Here is a 20,364-nt window from a genome sequence, read left to right as displayed (position 1 = left end):
GGAACCCAGCGATGAACCGCAGACGCCGCGTTCCGACGCGGCGTTTGCTTTTGGACACATGACGACGATCCCGCATCCGCCACCGATCCTCAGCCCGTGCATCGGCATCTGCCATCTCGGCACGGACGGCTATTGCGAGGGCTGCCTGCGCAGCGGCGACGAGATCGCGCGCTGGATCGCGATGGGCGAGGCCGAGCGCCGGCGCATCGTCGAGGAAGTGCTGCCGCAGCGCGAGGCCGGGCGCCCGTGAGCGGGACGACGGGCGAGAATTCCGACGTCGCCCGCCTGCGGCGCGCCGTGCGCGGCCTGGACGATCCGCCGCGCACCGGTGCGTGGAACGCGGAGGAACTGGCCAATCTGCCGGTGCCTCCGCCGGTGCGCGCGGCTGCCGTGCTGGTGCCGTTTGTGCGCCGCGCCGACACGTTGTCGGTGCTGTTCACGCGCCGCACCGCGCACCTGCGCAACCATGCCGGGCAGATCAGCTTTCCCGGCGGCGGCGTGGAAGCCGGCGATCGCGACGTCGTCGCCGCCGCGCTGCGCGAAACCGACGAGGAAACCGGCATCGCGCCGGATCTGGTCGAACCGTTCGGCTACCTCGACGTGCTCGCCACCGTGTCCGGTTATCACGTGACGCCGGTCGCCGGCTTCGTCGACGGCGGCTATTCGCTGCGGCTGGACGAGCACGAGGTGGACGAGGCGTTCGAAGTGCCGCTGGCCTACATCCTCGAGCCGGGCCACCTGCATCGCGAGGCGTTCCTGTGGAACGGCCTCGAACGCGACATCTTCGCCATCCAATGGCAGAGCCACCGCATCTGGGGCGCCACCGCGGCGATCCTCAAGAACCTGCTCGACCGACTGGAACACGCCGCATGACGATGCCGCACACGCTGGTTTCCGCCGCCGAACTCGAGGCCCTGCGAACGCGCGGCGAGGTGCTGATCCTGGACGCGCGCTTCGACCTCTCCGACAGCGGCAAGGGCGAGCGCGACTACGCCGCGGTGCACGTGCCGGGCGCGCGCTACGCGCACCTGGACCGCGATCTTTCCGACCTCGGCAAGCCGGGCCTGGGCCGCCATCCGCTGCCGGACGATGCGGCGTTCTCGGCCGCGCTTTCGCGCTGGGGTTGGCGCCCGGACGTCGACGTCGTGGTCTACGACGACGCGAATGGCGCCCTCGCCGCGGCGCGTGCGTGGTGGCTGCTGCGCCTGGCCGGACACGAACGCGTCGCCGTGCTCGACGGCGGTTTCGCCGCGTGGCGCGCGGCCGGACTGCCAATCGAATCGGGCCTTGTCGCGCGCGATCCGTCGCAGGCGGACGTCGCGCTCGACCGCGACGCGGTGGTGTGGTTCGCCGAACTGCAGGAACGTCTCGCCGAGCGCAGCGCGCTGCTGCTCGACGCGCGCGCCGCGCCGCGTTTCCGCGGCGAGGTCGAGCCGATCGATCCGGTCGCCGGCCACGTGCCCGGCGCGGTCAACCGCGCGTTCTCGGACAATCTCGATGCGGCGGGACGCTTCAAGGCGCCCGCCGAACTGCGCGGCGAATTCGTGGCCCTGCTCGGCGGCCGCGACGCGCGCGAGGTCGTGCACATGTGCGGCTCGGGCGTCACCGCCTGCCACAACCTGCTCGCGATGGAACACGCCGGCCTGTCCGGCTCGCGCGTGTTCGCCCCGTCGTGGAGCGGATGGATCGCCGATCGTACGCGGCCGGTGACGCGCGGCTGATCCGCGCGCGTCAGCCCTTCGACTTCAGCCGCGCGACCAGCGCCTTCAGCACAGCCTGAGTTTCCGGCGCGAACCAGCCGTCGAGGAAGCCTTCGATGCCGAGTTTTTCGGGATCGGCGAACACCGCGGCCAGATCGGCGCGGGCGAGGCGGCGCGTTTCGAGCATCGAATGCGCAGGGAGCTTGCGCAGCTCGCCCAGCCATTCCAGCGCGCGCGCGACCACCTGGTCCGGCTCGGCGAGTTCGTCGACGAAGCCGACCGCATGCGCCGTTTCCGGGTCGATCATCGCACCGGCGACGAGCAGGCGTTCGGCGCGATACGTGCCGACGAGCCGGCGCAGCGCGATCTGGATCGGTTCGGGCACCGACAGGCCGACCTGCACTTCGTTGAGCCCGATCTTGTACGCGCCGCGCGCCATCACGCGGTAGTCGCCCATGATCGCCAGCACCGCGCCGCCGGCGGGGCTGTGACCGGTGATCGCCGAGACGAACGGCACCGACGAGCGCGCGATGGCACCGCACAGGCCGAAGAACTCGTTCCAGAACGCGCGCATCGCGGCGCGGTCGAGCTGCAGCAGGGCGGGGATGTCGAGTCCGGCCGAGAACAGGCCGGTCCGGCCCGACAGCAGCAGCGCGCGCGTGCCGTCGGTCTGCGCGGCCTCGACCGCTTCACGCAGGCGGCGCACCAGCTGCTCGCCGAGCGCGTTGACCGGCGGGTGCGCCATGTTGAGTTCGAGGATCGTGTCGTGGCGGATCAGGTCGAGCATGGCGAGTCCGTAGTCGAAAATGGGAGGCGGAGCGGGTGCGATCCGCGCGCCAGGCGTCGCGGATACGAAGATGGGTCAGCGGGAATGCGTGTCTTCAGTCGTCCGCCGCCGTCCACGTGTAGCGCACGGCGTAGTCGAGCGTGGCCTTGCCGCCGGCCGGGACCGCGACGCGGAACTCCAGCGTGTCCGGCGTCTGCCTGTCGGGCTTCTGGCTCGACGAGATCAGGCTCCAGCCGCGCCAGCGGTTCGGATGCTCGCGCACGGTGACCGTGCGCGCGGTTTCGCCGGAATTGGTCAGGGTGATGCGGAAGCCTTCGTTCATGTCGCGCGCGGCCTTGTCGACGCTGAACGCGCTGCGCTCGCGCGCGGCGGACAGGTCGAACGCCACGCCCAGGCCGACGTTCACGTCGCGTCCCTTGGCCACGTCGCCGATGCGGTTCTCGCCGAGCAGTTCCGTGCGGCCGTCCTTGTCGCGCGTGAGCACGCGCAGGTTGCCGCTGGGCAGGTTCTCGGCCGCAGCAAAGTGCAGCTGGCTGCTGACCGGGCCGCCGCCGTCGGCGACGGCTTCCGGCTGCAGCAGGGGCTTGGGCGGGAACCAGGCGCCGCCGTTCTCGAACAGCCAGCGGCGTTCGCACGGCAGCTCGCGGCTGCTGTACAGCGGGACCTGGGTCACGCTGGCGTCGGGAAGATCGAGGCTGCCGTCGACGGCGTAGCTGCGGTAGTCGCCGAGCGAGGACTGCTCGGGCAGCATCTCGGGCGCGTCCGCCGCCGCCATCGACTTGGCCATGTACATGCGCGGTCCGCCGCCCTTGGCGAAATTGGGCGCGCCGGCGACGAGCTTGAGCTTTGCGTTGGGGAAATCGCGGCCGCTGCGGTTGGCGATGGTGGCGAGTGCGTCGAGGCGCAGCTTGCAGTCGCCCTCGAGCAGCAGCGCCGAATACGCCGCGCGCCAGCCGAGGCCGCTGGTCGGGTAGGTCAGCGTCGCCGGCGCCGTGCCGGCCTTGCCGTCGACGGCCACCTGCAGCGTGCTGCCGGGCAGGCCGGTGCTGTCGGGGAACTGCGCGGTGGCGTAGTCGCGCACGTAGCGCACCTGGCCGTCGTCGCCGCGCACGCCGAGGTTGCCGCCGTCCAGCGCGACCAGCACGCCTTCGGCCACGACGCGGCCGTCGCCGGTGCTGAGGCGGATGCGCTCGCCGCGGTGCGCGGCGAGCGCGCCGCCGTCGCCGGCGGAGAGCACGCGCTGCGCCAGGACGCGGCCGGCACCGCCGAGGTCGATCGCGACGGCCTCGGTGTCGAGCATCGTCGGCAGGCCGCCGACGACGACGGTCTGGCGGCCGCCGGCGAGCTGCAGGCTGCGTTGTTCGTGCACGATCGCGTGACCGTCGGCGACCGGCGCATTGCCGGCCTCGAACAGCGCGTCGCCGTCGCTGCGGTAGATCGTCAGGGCGGGATCGGCGGCTGCGGCGGTAGTGGCGATGGCGGTCATGGCGAGAGCGAGCAGGGAGTGACGCATGGTCGCATTCCGGTTGCGGGCGAAAGTTGCGACTATCATAGCGATCACTCCGGAGGATGCCATGCGTCGACTGTCAACCTGTCTCGCCGCGCTCGGGCTGTTCGCTGCGGCGGGCGGCGCACAGGCCGCGGGACGCCTCGTGGTCAGCGACGCGTGGATCCGCGAAGCGCCGCCGCAGGCGACGATGCTGGCCGGCTACGCGCGGCTGGAGAACGCCGGCGACGAGCCGCTCAGCGTGCTGACGGTGCAGAGCGACACGTTTCGCATGGCTTCCCTGCACGAGACCGTCGTCGCGGACGGCGTTTCGAGGATGCGCGAGGTGCATCGGCTCGATCTCGCGCCGGGCGCTTCGGTCGCGTTGGAGCCGGGCGGCAGGCACCTGATGCTGATGCAGCCGCGCCACGAAGTGCACGCCGGCGACAAGGTCGAGGTGCGTTTCCTGCTCGGAGACGGCACGCGCCTGGAAACGGTGTTCGAGGTTCTCGCGCCGGACTCAGCGGACGACGAAGGCGCCGACGCCCACCGGCATCACTGAGCCGCCGCCTCCGCGACGGGCTCGGCCGGCCGGCACGCCGAGCGGATCGCCGCCGGCAGCGGCACGGAACGTCCGCTGGAAGGATCGATCCAGACCATCACCACCTCGCCGTCGGCATACACGCAGTCGCGATCGCCAGCGGCCACCACGCGATGCGCGATGGTCAGCGAGGAGTTGCCGACGCGCGTCGCCGCGAGCTCGACGACGATCCCGGCCGGCCAGGTCAGCTGGCGGCGGTAGTTCATCGTCGCGGCGGCGACCACCGGCATCATCGTCTCGTCGAACCAGGTGCCGTCGATCGCCGCCAGCCAGGCCAGGCGCGCCTCCTGCACGTAGACGAGGAAGGCCGCGTTGTTGACGTGGTTGAAGGCGTCCAGATCGCCCCAGCGCACGGCCAGCGGCACGCTGGCCATCGGCGTCCAGGCCGGCGGCGCGACCGGCGCCGGCGTTTCGGCCGCGGCCGGCAGCGTGGAAGGAGCGGGTTTCTTCGTGCGGCCGGAGCGGCGGGCGGGCTGGCGTGGCGGGTTCAAGCGGCTTCCTTGCGGTTGCGCGAGCGCGGCTTGGGCGCGTCGACGCCGAGGCTGCGCGCGAGGAAATGTCCGGTGTGCGAACCGGGCGTCTTGGCGATCTGCTCCGGCGTGCCGGTGGCGATGATGGTGCCGCCGCGCTCGCCGCCGTCGGGGCCGAGGTCGACGATCCAGTCGGCGGTCTTGATCACGTCGAGGTTGTGCTCGATCACGACCACGGTGTTGCCGTCGTCGGCGAGGCGATGCAGCACCTTCAGCAGCTGCTCGATGTCGTGGAAGTGCAGGCCGGTGGTCGGTTCGTCGAGGATGTACAGCGTGCGGCCGGTGTCGCGCTTGGAGAGCTCGCGCGACAGCTTGACGCGCTGCGCCTCGCCGCCGGACAGCGTGGTCGCGCTCTGGCCGAGCTTGATGTAGGTCAGGCCGACGTGCATCAGCGTTTCGAGCTTGCGCGCGAGCACGGGCACGGGCTCGAACAGCTTGAACGCGTCCTCGACGGTCATGTCGAGGACGTCGGCGATGGTGTGGCCCTTGTAGGTGACTTCCAGCGTCTCGCGGTTGTAGCGCTTGCCGTGGCAGACGTCGCACGGCACGTACACGTCCGGCAGGAAGTGCATCTCGACCTTGATCAGGCCGTCGCCCTCGCAGGCCTCGCAGCGTCCGCCCTTGACGTTGAAGCTGAAGCGGCCCGGGCCGTAGCCGCGCGAGCGCGCCTCGGGCACCTGCGAGAACAGCTCGCGCAGCGGCGTGAACAGGCCCGTGTAGGTGGCCGGGTTCGAGCGCGGCGTGCGGCCGATCGGCGACTGGTCGATGTCGACGACCTTGTCGAACAGGTCGAGCCCTTCGATCGCGCGGAACGGCGCCGGCTTCTCGTTCGCGCCGTTGAGTTCGGCGGCGGTGTGGCGGAACAGGGTGTCGTTGATCAGCGTGGACTTGCCCGAGCCCGACACGCCGGTCACGCAGGTGAACAGCCCGGCCGGGATTTCCAGGTCGACGTCCTTGAGGTTGTTGCCGCTGGCGCCGAGGATCTTCAGCGTCCTTTCCGGATCGGCCTTGCGGCGCTGCTTGGGAATCTCGATGCGGCGCGCGCCGGAGAGGTACTGCCCGGTCAGCGAACGCTTGGATTTGAGGATCGCCGCCAGATCGCCCTGCGCGACGACTTCGCCGCCGTGCACGCCGGCGCCGGGGCCGATGTCGACGACGTAGTCGGCCAGGCGGATCGCGTCCTCGTCGTGCTCGACGACCAGGACCGTGTTGCCGAGATCGCGCAGGCGGTTCAGCGTGCCGAGCAGGCGCTCGTTGTCGCGTTGGTGCAGGCCGATCGACGGCTCGTCGAGCACGTACATCACGCCGACCAGGCCGGCGCCGATCTGCGAGGCGAGGCGGATGCGCTGCGCCTCGCCGCCGGACAACGAATCGGCCTGCCGGTCCAGGGTCAGGTAGTCGAGGCCGACGTCGACGAGGAAGTGCAGACGCTCGCGGATCTCCTTGACGATCTTGGCGGCGATCTCGCCGCGCCAGCCGGCCAGCTTCAGCGTCTTGAAGAAGGCCAGGCTCTGCTCGATCGGCAGCGCGGTCAGCACCGGCAGGTTGCGGTCGCCGACGAACACGTTGCGCGCGCTGCGGTTCAGACGCTGGCCGCCGCAGTCGGGGCAGGGGCGCGAGGAGATGAACTTGGCCAGTTCCTCGCGCACCGCCGGCGACTCGGTTTCCTTGTAGCGGCGTTCGAGGTTGTGCACGATGCCCTCGAACGGATGCTTGCGCGTGACCGCGCCGCTGGCATTGCCGGGCGTGTAGCGGAAGGTGACCGCCTCGTTGCCGGAGCCGAACAGCACGTGGTGGCGCGTCGCCTCGGGCAGGTCGTGCCACGGCGTGTCGACGTCGAACTTGTAGTGCTTGGCCAGCGCCTGGATCAGCTGGAAATAGTACGGATTGCGCCGGTCCCAGCTGCGGATCGCGCCGGCGGCGAGACTGAGCTGCGGATGCACGACGACGCGCGCCGGGTCGAAGAACTGCGTCACGCCGAGGCCGTCGCATTCCGGGCAGGCGCCGATCGGCGAGTTGAACGAGAACAGGCGCGGCTCGAGTTCCGGCAGCGAGTAGTCGCAGATCGGGCAGGAGAAGCGCGACGAGAACGTGATCGCGGCGGCCTTCGGATCGTCGTGGTCGACCAGCAGGGCGATGCCTTCGCCCAGGCGCAGTGCGGTCTCGAACGACTCGGCCAGGCGCTGCTTGATGTCCTCGCGCGGACGGAAGCGGTCGACCACCACCTCGATCGTGTGCTTCTGCCGCAGCGCCAGCGGCGGCACCGCGTCCAGCTCGTGCACGACGCCGTCGACGCGAGCGCGCACGAAGCCCTGCGCGCGCAGCTGCTCGAACACCTGCACGTGCTCGCCCTTGCGCTCGCGCACCACCGGCGCCAGCAGCGCCCAGCGCTTCTCGGCGTCCAGCGCGAGCGCGGCGTCGACCATCTGGCTGACCGTCTGCGCTTCCAGCGGAATGCCGTGGTCCGGGCAGCGCGGCGTGCCTACGCGCGCGAACAGCAGGCGCAGGTAGTCGTAGACCTCGGTGATCGTGCCGACGGTCGAGCGCGGGTTGTGCGAGGTCGACTTCTGCTCGATGGAGATCGCCGGCGACAGGCCTTCGATGTGGTCGACGTCCGGCTTCTCCATCACCGACAGGAACTGCCGCGCGTAGGCCGAGAGCGACTCGACGTAGCGGCGCTGGCCTTCGGCGTAGATCGTGTCGAACGCGAGCGAGGACTTGCCCGAGCCGGACAGGCCGGTGATCACGATCAGCTTGTCGCGCGGCAGATCGAGATCGATGTTCTTGAGGTTGTGCGTGCGCGCGCCGCGGATGCGTATCGTGTCCATGACGCCGGAACATGGGGGAAACCCTAACTATAACAACCGGGCGATCTCCGCGAAGATTCCACGCTGCGGTCCTGCGCGCGTGCGCCGGACGAACGAGCCGTCGGGGAGCGTCGATGCCGAGAATTTCGCGTATGAATCCGGTTGCGGCCTGGGCGGCCGTCCTGCTGCTGCAATCTTCTCCGGCGCTGGCCGATGCCGGCGCGAGCTGTCCGGTGGTGTCCTCGCCGGCGGCCGTCGCGGCGCTCGCGGCGGCGCCGGTCGCGCGTCCCGTGCGCCACGGCGACGGCATCAGCGTGGGTTCGGAAAGCACCGGGCCGTACGACCCGCAGGCCGCCGCGCAGCGGCGCGAAGCCGAACGGCGCACGTTCGAACGCATCCTGGCCGAGCGCCCGACCGGAGCGTCTCCGCCGACGCCCGTCGCGCCGATCACGCCGCAGCAGATCGAGGCGATCGAGCGGAGCGCGGACCGGGGCCGGCTGCACGTCGGCACGGCGCTCGCAGTCGGCCGCAACGTCGACTTCTCGCACCTCGGCACCGTTCCGGCGACGGTCGCCGAAGTCGCGTACGAGAACGGCCTGCTGCGCGCGGGCCCGGATGCGGCGACCTGGGAAACGCAGATCGTCTCCGACCACGCGAGCGCGCTGCGCCTGCGCTTCCGGGGCGTGGATCTCGGCCCGGGCGTGGAGTTGTACGTCTACAACGAAGCCGGGCGCGTCGTCGGACCGTATGCCGGCGCCGGGCCGGACGGCCGCGGCGACTTCTGGAGCGAAGCGGTGTTCGGCGATCGCGTGCGCGTGCACCTGCGCGCTGCCGACGCCGAGGCGTTGAAGGCGGCCCGCTTCGAGCTGGCGCAGGCGATGCACTTCGGCTCGCGCTATCGCATCGCCGAGGCGGAAGCCCAGCGCTACGTCACAGGTCCCGTGCCGAACGGCGGCGGCTTCTGTGGCGTGCCGGTGCCGACCTGCTGGGTCGACGGCATGTGCGCGCTGGAGACCAACCCCGGTCTGGAGAATGCGACCAAGGGCATCGCGTATCTGCAGTTTGCGGACGGCAACGATGACTTCATCTGCACCGGCACCCTGCTGAACACGGTGTTCGAGGGGCCGGATGCCCCCGCAAGCACGGCCGCCGGCCGCCCGCCGTACCTGCTGACCGCCAACCATTGCATCGACAACCAGGCGAGCGCGACCAGCCTGCAGGCATTTTTCCACTACCGCACGACGTCGTGCAGCGACGGGGGCAGCAACTGCAGCTTCGACACGGTGCAGGTCGACGGATCGACGTTGCTGACCACCGGCGCCGCGCCGACGCAGCCGGATTTCACCCTGCTGCGGCTGTCGCCGCTGCCGGCCGGCGCTGGATTGATGCGCCTGGGCTGGACCACGGAAACGGTCGGCGATGGCTGGTATCTGATGCATCTGGGGCATCCCGACGGCGCCCCGCTGGCCTACAGCTACCGTCGCTCGCGCCTGAACAATGCGAGCCTGCCGCATTGCACGGACGCGCCGGAGCCGACCTTTCTCTATTCGGGGCTGTCACTGCCGACCAGCAATCCGCCGGACGCGGTCGGCGCGGTCAGCTCCGGCAGCAGCGGTTCGGCCGCGCTGAGCTTCCTCGACGACTTCTCCGACGTGCAGGTGGTCGGCCAGCTGTTCGGCCATTGCCCGTCCGGCGGGGACGTCTGCGACGCGAACGCGGACTCGACCATCGACGGCTCGTTCCGCGCCGCCTATCCGTACCTGCAGCGTTTCCTGGTCGAGCGCATCTACGCGGACGGCTTCGATTGAACGTCCGCTCCGCGCGCGTGCGATTTTCGTGGTTGTTGGAGAGGCGTAAAGAATCCGTCGGAAGCCGGTGAAGTGTCTCCCGGCGTTCAGGGCGGATTGGGACGGCCGCCCTAGCGTTGTGCCGCCGGCGCGTGCTCGCACGCCGGGAACGCAGCAGGGAGGAAACCGCATGATTCATCGTTGCCGACGTCTGTTCGTCGCCGCTCTCGTCACGCTCGCATCGCCGGTCGTGGCGCTCGCCGCCGGGGGCGTGCTGCCCACAGGCCCCGCCGCCTGTCCGGCGGCGCCGCCGCCTCGCCTCGCCTCGCTCGCTTCGACGACGACCACGCTGTCGCCGGACGCTCTCGCGATCGACGGCGCCGCCAGTCCGCCCGGCGCGGCGGAAGAGGAGGCCGTGACCCAGGCGCGCGAGCGCGCCGCGTTCGATCGCATCCTGGGTGAGCGCTCCGCCGTGGCGGTGCCGGCGGCCCCGGTCCTCGCGCTGTCGCCGCAGCAGAAGGCCGAGATCGAGGGCGACATGCAGCACGAGACGAGGCCGAAGGTCGGTACGGCGCTGGCGCTCGACCAGGTGGTCGAGTTCTCCGCCGTCGACATCTCGCGGCTGCCATCCGGAGGCCTCGCCTCGCAGGGCGGCATCGTCGGTCGTACGGACCAGGGCATCCTGGTCTGGGAGACGGCGCTGGCCTCGGACGGCGCCAGGGCGCTGCGCGTGGAGTTCACCGGTCTCGCCCTCGCCGCGGGTGTCGATCTCTACGTCTACAACGAGGACGGCCAGGTCTGGGGTCCGTTCACGCGAGGCGGCCCCGACGGCAGCGGAGCGTTCTGGAGCCCGTCCGTGTTCGGCGACACGCTGCGCGTGCATCTGCGCGCGCAGACCCCCGCCGCTCTGGCCGCCAGCCGCTTCACGATCGCGCGGGTCATGCACCTGGGCGCGCGCGTGGGGCCGCTGCAGGACCGGATCCGCGAGCGCTACGCGGTCGGTCCGTCGCCCTCGGACACCGGCTTCTGCGGCGTCCAGGTGCCCGACTGTGCGCAGAACGCGGTGTGCTGGATCGACACCAACGCCGGCCTGGCGGGGCCTTCGAATGCCATCGCGCACCTGCAGTTCGTCGAGGGCGGCAGCAGCTACATCTGCACCGGTGCCTACCTCGCGCAGTCCGGCGGCACGCCGCAGCAGCCGTACTTCATGACGGCCAACCACTGTTTCTCGACCCAGGCCTCGGCCAGTTCGCTCGAAGCGTTCTTCAAGTACCGCACCAGCGCCTGCAACGGCACCTGTCCCACGCTCGGCAGCCTGCCGCGCGTCAACGGCGCCACCCTGATCGCGACCGGAGCGACGTCGGACTCGACGGATTTCACCTTCCTGCGGCTGTCGGGATTTCCGGCCGGCGGCGCGACCTTGCTGGGCTGGACGGCGGATCCGTTTCCGGAAGGCGCCTCGGTGATGCACATGGGCCATCCGGCAGGCTCGCCGCTGGTGTTCAGCTACCGTCGCGCACGGTTCGGCAGCAACTCCGGTCTTCCGCACGCTTCGGACCTGCCCGAGCCGCGTTTCCTCTACTCCGGGCTGGCCTCGTCCAGCGAGGACTGGGCCGGCGCCACCGCCGGCGGCAGCAGCGGCGGGCCGGCCCTGCTGTTGCTGAACGACGGTTCGGTGCGCTTCGTCGGCCAGCTGACCGGCGCGGCCTATTCGCCGCCGGGTCCGCCCAACCCCTGCGATCCGAACGGCGTCGCGACCGTGGACGGGGCCTTCAGCCGGACCTACCCGCGGGTGAGCCGGTATCTGTACGATCGCGTGTTCACGAGCGGCTTCGAAGGGCAGTAAGTCGCGGAATCGGCATTGATTTTGCGCGCCGACCTCCCTACAATTCGCGGTCCCCTGTGGCCCTCGGGCCGCAGGGTGCGGTTTCCAGAATAACTACAGAAGGCAGATTTCCATGTACGCAATCATCGTCACCGGCGGTCGTCAGTACCGCGTGGCGCAGGGCGAAACCCTGCGCGTGGAGAAGCTCGTCGCCGACGTCGGCGACGAAGTGAAGCTGGATCAGGTCCTGCTGGTCGGAGAAGGCGACGGCGTCACCGTCGGCGCGCCGACCGTCGCCGGAGCGCTGGTCACGGCCAAGGTCGTCAAGCACGGCCGCGCGGAGAAGATCCGCATCGTCAAGTTCCGTCGCCGCAAGCACCACCGCAAGGAGACGGGACATCGTCAGCATTACACCGAAATCGAGATCGTCGGCATCACCGGCGCGGGCAAGTAAGGAGCACGGCAATGGCACATAAAAAGGCAGGCGGCTCAACCCGCAACGGTCGCGATTCGAACCCGAAGTACCTCGGCGTGAAGGTGTTCGGCGGCCAGGCCGTCGAAGCCGGCAACATCATCGTCCGCCAGCGCGGCACGCGCTTCCACCCGGGCAAGGGCGTCGGCCTCGGCCGCGACCACACGATCTACGCCACCGTGGACGGCACGGTCGAGTTCAAGGCCAAGGGCCCGCTCGCGCGCAAGACGGTCAGCGTGATCCCGGGCTGACCCGGTTCCGCCGACAGTGTCGCGAAAGCCCCGCTTCTGGCGGGGCTTTTCGTTTGAAGGGCCGGGCTTGCGCGACGGGAAATCAGGATCCGCAACGGCGAAGGCCGATTTCCTCCCCGAAACGGTCCCTGGCCGCCGTCAGGATGGGACGGCTTGCGCGAACGTCTCGAGCCCCTAAGCTGTTGCGAATCCCCCATCCCTCCATCCCCTCATCCCCAAACACGGCTCCTCTCCAGTGAAATTCGTCGACGAAGCCATCATCGAAGTTCACGCCGGCAACGGCGGCAACGGCTGCGTCGGCTTCCGGCGCGAAAAATTCATCCCGTTCGGCGGTCCGGACGGCGGCGACGGCGGCAGTGGTGGCAGCGTCTGGCTGGTCGCCGACGAAGGCATCAACACGCTGGTCGACTTCCGCCACGAGCGCAAATTCCGCGCGCAGCGCGGCGAGAACGGCATGGGCCGGCAGATGGCCGGCAAGAGCGGAGAGGATCTGGTCATCCGCGTGCCGGTCGGCACCGTCGTGATCAACACGGCGACGGACGAGCAGATAGGCGACCTGGCCGACCACGGCCGGCGCCTGCTGGTCGCGCAGGGCGGCCACGGCGGCCTGGGCAACATGCACTTCAAGAGTTCGGTGAACCGCTCGCCGCGCAAGGCGACGCCGGGCAGCCCCGGCGAGGAGCGCGAACTCAAGCTCGAGCTGAAGGTGCTGGCCGACGTCGGCCTGCTCGGCTTCCCGAACGCCGGCAAGTCGACCCTGATCCGCGCGGTCTCGGCGGCCACGCCGAAGGTCGCCGATTATCCGTTCACGACCTTGCAGCCGCATCTGGGCGTGGTGCGCATAGAGACCGATCGCAGCTTCGTGATCGCCGACATCCCCGGCCTGATCGAGGGCGCCGCCGACGGCGCGGGCCTGGGCATCCAGTTCCTCAAGCATCTGGCGCGCACGCGGCTGCTGCTGCACGTCGTCGACGTCGCGCCGTTCGAGGGAACCACCGACCCGGTCGAGGAAATCCGCGCGATCGAGAAGGAGCTGGCGGAATTCGATCGCGAGCTGCTGCACAAGCCGCGCTGGCTGGTCTTCAACAAGATGGACCTGCTCGCGCCGGAAGACCGTGAGAAGGCGGCCAAGGCGATCGTGCGCAAGCTGAAGTGGAAGCAGCCCTGGTATCTGATCTCGGCGATCGCGCGCGAGGGCACTTGGCCGCTGTGCCTGGACATCCAGCGCTTCTTCGACGAGCAGAAGCTCGCCGCAGCCGAAGCGGCGGAGCAGGGTGCGTGAGGCTTCGCGCCGTGGCGCTGCAGGCAACAAAAAAGCCGGCGATCACAGCCGGCTTTCTTGAAGGAGGCGGTCTGGACGACCGCCGCGTTTTCGCGATCAGGGACGACCGCGGAAACTCATCCCAGCGCGTTGATGTGCGCGGTCAGGCGGCTCTTGTGGCGCGAGGCCTTGTTCTTATGGATCAGGCCGCGCGAGGCGTAGCGGTCCATGACCGGCTCGGCGATCTTGTACGCGGCTTCGGCACGAGCCTTGTCCTTCGCTTCGATCGCCTTGACGACGTTCTTGATCGCGGTGCGAACCATCGAACGCGCGCTGGCGTTGCGCTGGCGGTGCTGCTCGGACTGGCGCGCACGCTTCTTCGCGGACTTGATGTTGGCCAAGGGAAGACTCCGGGAAATGGGTTGTTCGGAAAAAGACTGCAAATTATGCCGGTAGCGCCGTATGCCGTCAATCACTTAGGCGCGATCCGGCCGTCGGGCGAAGGGGCGGGCATCGAAAGCCGCGTGCCGGCGAGATTTCGCCCTGTCCGATCCCCGATCCCCGATCCCCGATCCCGGCTTTGCGCATGAGCCGTCCCAGTCTGTTCCGCTCGATGCTGAGCTTCAGCGGCGGCACGTTCCTGTCGCGCATCCTCGGGCTGGTGCGCGAGCAGGCCATCGCCTATTCGTTCGGCGCCAGCGCGGCGACCGACGCGTTCTGGGTCGCCTTCCGTATCCCGAATTTCCTGCGTCGGCTGTTCGCCGAGGGTTCGTTCTCGGTCGCCTTCGTGCCGGTGCTGACCGAGGTCAAGGAGACGCGCCCGCACGCCGACCTCAAGGAACTCGTGGCGCGCACGGCCGGCACGCTCGGCGGCGTGCTGCTGGTGCTGACCGCGCTCGGCGTGCTCGGAGCGAGCTGGCTCGCGCGCGGCTTCGCGCTCGGCGCGGCCGACGAGCCGGGCCGGCTGGCGCTGACCACCGACCTGCTGCGGGTGACGTTTCCGTTCCTGTTCTTCGTCTCGCTCACCGCGCTGGCCGGCGGCGTGCTCAACAGCTTCCACAAGTTCGCCCTGCCGGCGCTGACGCCGATCATTCTCAACCTGTGCATGATCGCCGGCGCGCTGTGGTGGGCGCCGCATTTCGACGTGCCGATCATGGCGCTGGGCTGGGCGATCTTCGCCGCCGGCATCCTGCAGCTGCTGGTGCAGCTGCCCGCCTTGCGGCGCCTCGACCTGCTCGCGCTGCCGCGCTGGGGCTGGCGCCATCCGGACGTGCGGCGAATCCTCAAGCTGATGGTGCCGACGCTGTTCGGCTCCTCGGTGGCGCAGGTCAACCTGCTGCTGGACACGCTGATCGCCTCGTTCCTGATTACCGGTTCGCAGACCTGGCTGGCGCAGACCGACCGCCTGCTCGAGTTCCCGCTCGGCATCTTCGGCGTCGCGCTCGGCACGGTGATCCTGCCGTCGCTGTCGCGCCATCACGTGGCGACCGATCGCGAGGGATTCGCCAAGGCGCTGGACTGGGGACTGCGCACCGCGCTGCTGATCTCGCTGCCGGCGATGCTCGCGCTGGTGCTGCTGGCCGAGCCGATCCTGGCCACCTTGCTGCAGCACGGCCGCTTCACCGCGCACGACGTGCACATGGCGGCGCTGTCGCTGTCGGCGCTGTCGTTCGGACTGCCGGCATTCGCACTGGTCAAGGTCGTTGCGCCGGCATTCTATTCGCGCCAGGACACCAGGACGCCGGTGCGCGCGGGCATCGTCGCGATGGTCGCCAACATGGTGCTGAACGTCCTCTTCGTCGGCCTGCTGCTGTCTCTGTGGCATCGGCCGGAGGATCTGGAGGGCGGCTGGTTCGCCGCGCTGGACAAGGTGCCGGGCCTGCACATGGGGCTCGCGCTGGCGAGCGCACTGGCCGGTTATCTCAATCTTGCCCAGCTCTGGCTCGCGCTCAAGCGCGACGGCGTCTACGTGAGCCAGCCGGGCTGGCCGCGGCATCTGGCGCGACTGGCGGTGGCCTGCGTGGCGATGGTGGCGGTGATCGTCGCGGCGCTGTGGTGCTGGCCGGACTGGAGCGGCTGGTCGCCGCTGACGCGCGTGTGGCGGCTCGGCGTGGTGATCGGCGCCGCCGGCGCGACCTTCGTCGCCGTGCTGTTGGCCGGCGGCTTCCGCCTGCGCGACCTGCGCGGCATCTGAGTGCGCGCGCTCGCCGCAAGCGCGGGATCGGCCGATATACTCGGCGGATGATCAGCTTGTTCCGGGACGTCGCGGGGCCGAGCCTGGCCCCCGGCGGCAGCGTGGCATGCGTCGGCGCGTTCGACGGCGTGCATCTGGGCCATCGCGCCCTGCTCGCGCGCGTGCGCGAGCGCGCGGCGGCGCGGGCGCTGACGCCACTCGCGATCAGCTTCGAGCCGATCCCGCGCGAGTTCTTCGCGCGCGGGACGCCGGTGCCGCGGCTGGCCAGCGCGCGCGAGAAGATCGAGCACCTGCGTTCGGCCGGCGTGTCGGCCCTGCTGTCGCTGCGCTTCGACGCCGCGCTGGCGGCGATGCCGGCGGAACGGTTCGTCGAGGACGTGCTGCTGCGCCGCTGCGGCGTGCGCGAGCTGTGGGTCGGCGCCGACTTCCGCTTCGGTCACGCGCGCCGCGGCGACGTCGCGCTGCTGCGCGAGCTCGGCGCGCGGCTCGGCTTCGACGTGGAAGTGATGGACGACGTGCTCGTCGACGGCGAGCGCACCAGCAGCAGCGGCATCCGCCGGCATCTGGCTGCCGGCGAGTTCGACGCTGCCGCAAGCCTGCTCGGCCGCCGATTCGCCATCGGCGGCCATGTCGTGCGCGGGCAGCAGCTCGGGCGCAAGCTCGGCTATCCGACCGCGAACATCCGGCTCGGGCGGCGCACCTCGCCGGTCGACGGCATCTTCGCGGTGCGCGTGCACGGCATCGGCGACCGCGCATGGCCGGCCGTCGCCAGCCTCGGCGTGCGCCCGACCGTCGACGGCGGCGGCGAGCCGCTGCTGGAGGCGCATCTGTTCGACTTCGACGGCGACCTGTACGGCCGTCGCATCGAGGTCGAATTCGAACAAAAGCTGCGCGACGAACTGAAGTTCGACGACCTCGACGCGATGGTGCGGCAGATCGACCGCGACGCCGAGCAGGCGCGCGCGATCCTCGCCGGCGAGAAGAGGCTGCGCCGCACCGGTGAAAGCCGCGATCCCGCTCCCATTTGATGTCGTTGGATTTGCGTGTTCGCCGGAATGACGAACAGCAGATAGTCTTTCCCGATTCCCGATTCCCGATTCCCGATTCCCGATTCCCGATTCCCGATTCCCGATTCCCGATTCCCGATTCCCGATCCGGCCTTTCCATGTCCAGAGACTACAAAGACACCATCAACCTGCCGAAGACCGACTTCGCGATGAAGGCCGATCTTGGCAAGCGCGAACCCGGCATGCTGGCCGAGTGGGAGAAGGCCGATCGCTACGGCGAGATCCAGCGCCGCACCGCCGCGCGCGAGCACGCCTTCATCCTGCACGACGGGCCGCCCTATGCGAACGGCGTGATCCATCTCGGCCACGCGGTCAACAAGATCCTCAAGGACATCGTGGTGAAGTCGGCGCTGCTGGCCGGCTATCGCTCGCCGTACGTGCCGGGCTGGGACTGCCACGGCCTGCCGATCGAGGTCGCGGTCGAGAAGAAGATCGGCAAGGTCGGCCAGAAGGTCGACGCCGAAACCTTCCGCGCGAAGTGCCGCGAGTACGCCGCGCAGCAGATCGACCTGCAGCGCGCGGACTTCAAGCGCCTGGGCGTGCTCGGCGACTGGGACAACCCGTACCGCACGATGGACTTCAGGTACGAGGCGGACATGATCCGCGCCCTGGCGAAGATCCACGCGAACGGCCACGTCGTGCGCGGCTTCAAGCCGGTGCACTGGTGCTTCGACTGCGGCTCGGCGCTGGCCGAGGCGGAGATCGAATACCAGGACAAGCAGTCGCCGGCGATCGACGTCGCCTACGACGCGATCGATCCGAAGGCGCTGGCGGCGAAGTTCGGCGTGACGATCGCCGACGGCGACGTCGTCGCGGTGCCGATCTGGACGACCACGCCGTGGACGCTGCCGGCGAGCGTGGCGGTGACGCTCGGCCCCGATCTCGACTACGTGCTCGCCGAAGGCCCGTCGCGTGGCGGCACGAGGGTGCTGCTGGTGCTGGCCGAAGCGCTGGCCGCGCGCGCGCTGGCGCGCTACGGCGTGGAGAAGGTGAACGTGCTCGGCCACGTCAAGGGCGCCGCATTGCAATCCCTTCTCCCGCAAACGGGAGAGGCGGTGGCGAGGGGCCTGAAGCACCCGTTCTACGACCGCGAGATCCCGCTGATCCTCGGCGACCACGTCTCGGCCGAGGACGGCACCGGCGCGGTGCACACCGCACCCGGCCACGGCGCGGAAGACTTCGCCGTCGGCCAGCAGTACGGCCTGGTCGACCGGTATCCGGCGAACGTGCTCAATCCGGTCGGCGGCAACGGCGTCTACCTGCCGGGCACGCCGATCTTCGAGGGGCAGTTCGTGTGGAAGGCCAACGACGCGATCGTCGCGCTGCTGCGCGAGCGCGGCGTGCTGCTGGCCGAGGCGAAGCTGACGCACAGCTATCCGCACTGCTGGCGCCACAAGACGCCGGTCGTTTTCCGCACCACGCCGCAGTGGTTCATCGGCATGGAACGCGCCGGCCTGCGCGCGGCGGCGCTGAAGTCGATCCGCGACGACGTCGACTGGTTTCCGGCCTGGGGCGAGGAGCGCATCGCCGGCATGGTCGCCGGCCGTCCGGACTGGTGCATCTCGCGCCAGCGCACCTGGGGCGTGCCGATCGCGCTGTTCGTCGACAAGGCCGACCACCAGCCGCATCCGCGCAGCGTCGAATTGATGGAGGAGGTCGCCCGGCGCGTCGAGAAGGACGGCGTCGACGCCTGGTACGCGCTCGATCCGGCCGAGCTGCTCGGCGAGGAGGCGGCGCGCTACGAGAAGGTCACCGACATCCTCGACGTCTGGTTCGATTCCGGCGTCACGCACTGGTGCGTGCTCGACCAGCGGCCGCAGCTGGCGCGCAAGCCGGGTGACAAGGTGATGTACCTGGAAGGCTCGGACCAGCACCGCGGCTGGTTCCAGTCCTCGCTGCTGACGGCGACCGCGATGCACGGACGTGCGCCGTACGACGAAGTGCTCACGCACGGCTTCACGGTCGATGCGCAGGGCCGCAAGATGTCCAAGTCGCTCGGCAACGGCATCGAGCCGCAGGACGTGATGAAGCACTACGGCGCGGACATCCTGCGCCTGTGGATCGCCTCGGCCGACTACCGCAACGAGATGGCGCTGTCGGACGAGATCTTGAAGCGCGTCGCCGACGCCTACCGCCGCATCCGCAACACCGCGCGCTTCCTGCTCGGCAATCTCGACGGCTTCGATCCGCAGCGGCACCTGCTGGCGGTGGAGGACACGCTTCTGCTCGACCAGTGGGCCGTGCAGCAGGCTTACGACGTGCAGCAGGCGGTCGCCGCCGCGTACGCGCGCCACGACTTCCCCGAGGTCGTGCAGCGCGTGCAGAACTTCTGCACCAACGAAATGGGCGCGCTGTACCTGGACATCACCAAGGACCGGCTCTACACGATGCCCACCGACAGCCGCGGGCGGCGCAGCGCGCAGAGCGCGATGTACCGTGTGCTCGAGGCGCTGGTGCGCTGGATCGCGCCGGTACTGTCGTTCACGGCCGAGGAGCTGTGGAAGTTCGTGCCCGGCCCGCGCGGCGAGTCGGTGCTGTTGGAGACCTGGTACGACGGCCTGGCCGCGACGCAGGGTTCGCCGGAACAGCGTCGCTGGTGGGCCGATCTGCTGACCATCCGCGGCGCGGCGTCGCGCCTGCTCGAAGGCATGCGCGCGACCGGCACGATCGGCGCCTCGCTGCAGGCCAAGCTGGTCGTGCACGCCGACGCGGCGACCTGCGCGCGCTACGCCGAGGTCGCCGACGAGCTGCGCTTCCTTTTCATCACCTCCGAACTCGCACTGGCCGATCTGGCGGTGACGCCGGACCCGTCCGAGCGCACCGACGTGCAGGGCGTGGAACTGGAAGGCGCCAAGGTCTGGGTCGCCGCGCAGCCGAGCGACGCGGCGAAGTGCATCCGCTGCTGGCACTACCGTGCGGACGTCGGCGCGCATGCGGAGCATCCGGACATCTGCGGACGCTGCGTCGAGAATGTCGATGGTCCCGGCGAGACGCGCCGGTGGTTCTGACGATGACCCGGCGCAACGCGCTGCCCTGGCTGCTGCTGTCGCTGCTGGTCATCGTGCTGGACCAGTGGACCAAGCACGTCGTGCTCGGGGCGCTGGACCACCTGCAGCGCGTCGAGGTGATCCCGGGCTTCCTGAACTGGACGCTCGCGTTCAACACCGGCGCTGCCTTCAGCTTTCTCGCCGACGAAAGCGGCTGGCAGCGCTGGCTGTTCACCGCGCTGGCGATCGGCGTCAGCGCGGTGCTGGTGGTCTGGCTCGGCCGCACGCGGCGCGGCGAGTGGCGCACGGCGCTGCCGCTGGCGCTGATCGTCGGCGGCGCGATCGGTAACCTGATCGATCGCCTGCGCTTCGGCCACGTCACCGATTTCATCCAGGTCTATCACGGCGACTGGTACTTCCCGGCGTTCAACGTCGCCGACTCGGCGATCAGCGTCGGCGCGGTGCTGCTGATCGCGTTCGGATTGTTCGAAGGAAAGAGGTCGTCGTGACCGCCCCGTTCGTGTACCCGGGGCGTGGCGGGGAATCCCTGCGCGCCGGCACGGTCGCGGGCCTTCGCGCGGCCGGTGCGCCCCCGATCGTGAACCACGG

Annotated in this window: 18 protein-coding genes; 13 read left to right on the top strand and 5 right to left on the bottom strand. The window is 69.9% G+C overall.

The window, feature by feature from the left end; translation table 11 throughout:
- The first annotated feature begins 58 nt into the window (after window positions 1-58).
- The 3 genes from ACFO6Q_RS18435 to ACFO6Q_RS18425 are packed head-to-tail and all read left to right on the top strand — an operon-like array spanning window position 59 to window position 1,721.
- Window positions 59-250, top strand: coding sequence for a DUF1289 domain-containing protein (locus ACFO6Q_RS18435; RefSeq protein WP_380022591.1), 192 nt, complete (start codon window positions 59-61; stop codon window positions 248-250).
- Window positions 247-873: a CoA pyrophosphatase gene (locus ACFO6Q_RS18430; RefSeq protein WP_380022590.1), complete on the top strand. Its 627-nt coding sequence runs from the start codon at window positions 247-249 to the stop codon at window positions 871-873. The genes ACFO6Q_RS18435 and ACFO6Q_RS18430 overlap by 4 nt, the downstream gene beginning before the upstream one ends.
- The gene (locus ACFO6Q_RS18425) at window positions 870-1,721 is read left to right on the top strand and encodes a sulfurtransferase (RefSeq protein WP_380022589.1); all 852 of its coding nucleotides are present in this window, start codon (window positions 870-872) and stop codon (window positions 1,719-1,721) included. Before ACFO6Q_RS18430 ends, ACFO6Q_RS18425 begins: the two co-directional genes overlap by 4 nt.
- 10 nt (window positions 1,722-1,731) lie before the next feature.
- Here ACFO6Q_RS18425 and ACFO6Q_RS18420 read toward each other — a convergent pair whose 3' ends face one another.
- A complete protein-coding gene (locus tag ACFO6Q_RS18420) occupies window positions 1,732-2,487 on the bottom strand; it encodes an enoyl-CoA hydratase/isomerase family protein (RefSeq protein WP_380022588.1) in 756 nt (251 codons plus the stop codon).
- Between the two features lie 94 nt (window positions 2,488-2,581).
- Complete coding sequence (locus tag ACFO6Q_RS18415) at window positions 2,582-4,000, bottom strand: DUF4139 domain-containing protein (protein ID WP_380022587.1); 1,419 nt, start codon at window positions 3,998-4,000, stop codon at window positions 2,582-2,584.
- A gap of 61 nt (window positions 4,001-4,061) precedes the next feature.
- Between ACFO6Q_RS18415 and ACFO6Q_RS18410 the strand changes: the two genes are divergently transcribed.
- Window positions 4,062-4,535: a copper chaperone PCu(A)C gene (locus ACFO6Q_RS18410; protein ID WP_380022586.1), complete on the top strand. Its 474-nt coding sequence runs from the start codon at window positions 4,062-4,064 to the stop codon at window positions 4,533-4,535.
- Here the strand turns inward: ACFO6Q_RS18410 and ACFO6Q_RS18405 are convergent.
- Both ACFO6Q_RS18405 and uvrA read right to left on the bottom strand, forming a co-directional pair.
- Window positions 4,529-5,065: an acyl-CoA thioesterase gene (locus ACFO6Q_RS18405; RefSeq protein WP_380022585.1), complete on the bottom strand. Its 537-nt coding sequence runs from the start codon at window positions 5,063-5,065 to the stop codon at window positions 4,529-4,531. The two genes, ACFO6Q_RS18410 and ACFO6Q_RS18405, sit on opposite strands and share 7 nt — an antisense overlap.
- Complete coding sequence (gene uvrA / locus ACFO6Q_RS18400; protein ID WP_380022584.1) at window positions 5,062-7,932, bottom strand: excinuclease ABC subunit UvrA; 2,871 nt, start codon at window positions 7,930-7,932, stop codon at window positions 5,062-5,064. The genes ACFO6Q_RS18405 and uvrA overlap by 4 nt, the downstream gene beginning before the upstream one ends.
- Before the next feature lie 131 nt (window positions 7,933-8,063).
- On the opposite strand from uvrA, the gene ACFO6Q_RS18395 reads away from it, so the two are divergent.
- From ACFO6Q_RS18395 to cgtA, 5 genes are all read left to right on the top strand, one after another.
- A complete protein-coding gene (locus ACFO6Q_RS18395; RefSeq protein WP_380022583.1) occupies window positions 8,064-9,719 on the top strand; it encodes a trypsin-like serine peptidase in 1,656 nt (551 codons plus the stop codon).
- 169 nt (window positions 9,720-9,888) lie between these two features.
- Window positions 9,889-11,544 (top strand): trypsin-like peptidase domain-containing protein, encoded by a 1,656-nt coding sequence (locus ACFO6Q_RS18390; protein ID WP_380022582.1) that lies wholly within the window; start codon window positions 9,889-9,891, stop codon window positions 11,542-11,544.
- A 112-nt stretch (window positions 11,545-11,656) separates the two neighbouring features.
- On the top strand, window positions 11,657-11,977 hold the full coding sequence (gene rplU, locus ACFO6Q_RS18385; RefSeq protein WP_380022581.1) for a 50S ribosomal protein L21: 321 nt from the start codon (window positions 11,657-11,659) through the stop codon (window positions 11,975-11,977).
- Window positions 11,978-11,988: 11 nt separating this feature from the next.
- The gene (gene rpmA, locus ACFO6Q_RS18380; protein WP_380022580.1) at window positions 11,989-12,246 is read left to right on the top strand and encodes a 50S ribosomal protein L27; all 258 of its coding nucleotides are present in this window, start codon (window positions 11,989-11,991) and stop codon (window positions 12,244-12,246) included.
- Window positions 12,247-12,481: 235 nt separating this feature from the next.
- Entirely contained in the window at window positions 12,482-13,528 is a 1,047-nt protein-coding gene (gene cgtA, locus ACFO6Q_RS18375) for an Obg family GTPase CgtA (protein WP_380022579.1), read from the top strand.
- A 116-nt stretch (window positions 13,529-13,644) separates the two neighbouring features.
- Here the strand turns inward: cgtA and rpsT are convergent, their stop codons facing one another.
- Entirely contained in the window at window positions 13,645-13,908 is a 264-nt protein-coding gene (rpsT, locus tag ACFO6Q_RS18370; protein WP_380022578.1) for a 30S ribosomal protein S20, read from the bottom strand.
- Between the two features lie 185 nt (window positions 13,909-14,093).
- Between rpsT and murJ the strand changes: the two genes are divergently transcribed.
- The 4 genes from murJ to lspA all read left to right on the top strand — a co-directional run bounded on the left by murJ (window position 14,094) and on the right by lspA (window position 20,264).
- The gene (gene murJ / locus ACFO6Q_RS18365; protein ID WP_380022577.1) at window positions 14,094-15,701 is read left to right on the top strand and encodes a murein biosynthesis integral membrane protein MurJ; all 1,608 of its coding nucleotides are present in this window, start codon (window positions 14,094-14,096) and stop codon (window positions 15,699-15,701) included.
- 47 nt (window positions 15,702-15,748) lie between these two features.
- Window positions 15,749-16,729, top strand: coding sequence for a bifunctional riboflavin kinase/FAD synthetase (locus ACFO6Q_RS18360; RefSeq protein ID WP_380022576.1), 981 nt, complete (start codon window positions 15,749-15,751; stop codon window positions 16,727-16,729).
- A gap of 137 nt (window positions 16,730-16,866) precedes the next feature.
- Window positions 16,867-19,776: an isoleucine--tRNA ligase gene (gene ileS, locus ACFO6Q_RS18355; RefSeq protein ID WP_380022575.1), complete on the top strand. Its 2,910-nt coding sequence runs from the start codon at window positions 16,867-16,869 to the stop codon at window positions 19,774-19,776.
- A 2-nt stretch (window positions 19,777-19,778) separates the two neighbouring features.
- On the top strand, window positions 19,779-20,264 hold the full coding sequence (lspA, locus tag ACFO6Q_RS18350; protein WP_380022574.1) for a signal peptidase II: 486 nt from the start codon (window positions 19,779-19,781) through the stop codon (window positions 20,262-20,264).
- The last annotated feature ends 100 nt before the right edge of the window (window positions 20,265-20,364 follow it).

It is taken from the genome of Dokdonella ginsengisoli, assembly GCF_042652785.1.
Classification (GTDB): Bacteria; Pseudomonadota; Gammaproteobacteria; order Xanthomonadales; family Rhodanobacteraceae; genus Dokdonella_A; species Dokdonella_A ginsengisoli.
This window is presented reverse-complemented; position numbering and strand designations above follow the sequence as displayed.

Bases quoted from the DNA above. Each gene is read 5' to 3' on its own strand.
- ACFO6Q_RS18410 (WP_380022586.1), top strand. From the start codon at position 4,062: ATGCGTCGACTGTCAACCTGTCTCGCCGCGCTCGGGCTGTTCGCTGCG.
- ACFO6Q_RS18415 (WP_380022587.1), bottom strand. From the start codon at position 4,000: ATGCGTCACTCCCTGCTCGCTCTCGCCATGACCGCCATCGCCACTACC.
- rpmA (WP_380022580.1), top strand. From the start codon at position 11,989: ATGGCACATAAAAAGGCAGGCGGCTCAACCCGCAACGGTCGCGATTCG.
- uvrA (WP_380022584.1), bottom strand. From the start codon at position 7,932: ATGGACACGATACGCATCCGCGGCGCGCGCACGCACAACCTCAAGAAC.
- ACFO6Q_RS18360 (WP_380022576.1), top strand. From the start codon at position 15,749: ATGATCAGCTTGTTCCGGGACGTCGCGGGGCCGAGCCTGGCCCCCGGC.
- ACFO6Q_RS18390 (WP_380022582.1), top strand. From the start codon at position 9,889: ATGATTCATCGTTGCCGACGTCTGTTCGTCGCCGCTCTCGTCACGCTC.
- ACFO6Q_RS18425 (WP_380022589.1), top strand. From the start codon at position 870: ATGACGATGCCGCACACGCTGGTTTCCGCCGCCGAACTCGAGGCCCTG.
- rplU (WP_380022581.1), top strand. From the start codon at position 11,657: ATGTACGCAATCATCGTCACCGGCGGTCGTCAGTACCGCGTGGCGCAG.
- ileS (WP_380022575.1), top strand. From the start codon at position 16,867: ATGTCCAGAGACTACAAAGACACCATCAACCTGCCGAAGACCGACTTC.
- lspA (WP_380022574.1), top strand. From the start codon at position 19,779: ATGACCCGGCGCAACGCGCTGCCCTGGCTGCTGCTGTCGCTGCTGGTC.
- ACFO6Q_RS18395 (WP_380022583.1), top strand. From the start codon at position 8,064: ATGAATCCGGTTGCGGCCTGGGCGGCCGTCCTGCTGCTGCAATCTTCT.
- ACFO6Q_RS18435 (WP_380022591.1), top strand. From the start codon at position 59: ATGACGACGATCCCGCATCCGCCACCGATCCTCAGCCCGTGCATCGGC.
- murJ (WP_380022577.1), top strand. From the start codon at position 14,094: ATGAGCCGTCCCAGTCTGTTCCGCTCGATGCTGAGCTTCAGCGGCGGC.
- ACFO6Q_RS18420 (WP_380022588.1), bottom strand. From the start codon at position 2,487: ATGCTCGACCTGATCCGCCACGACACGATCCTCGAACTCAACATGGCG.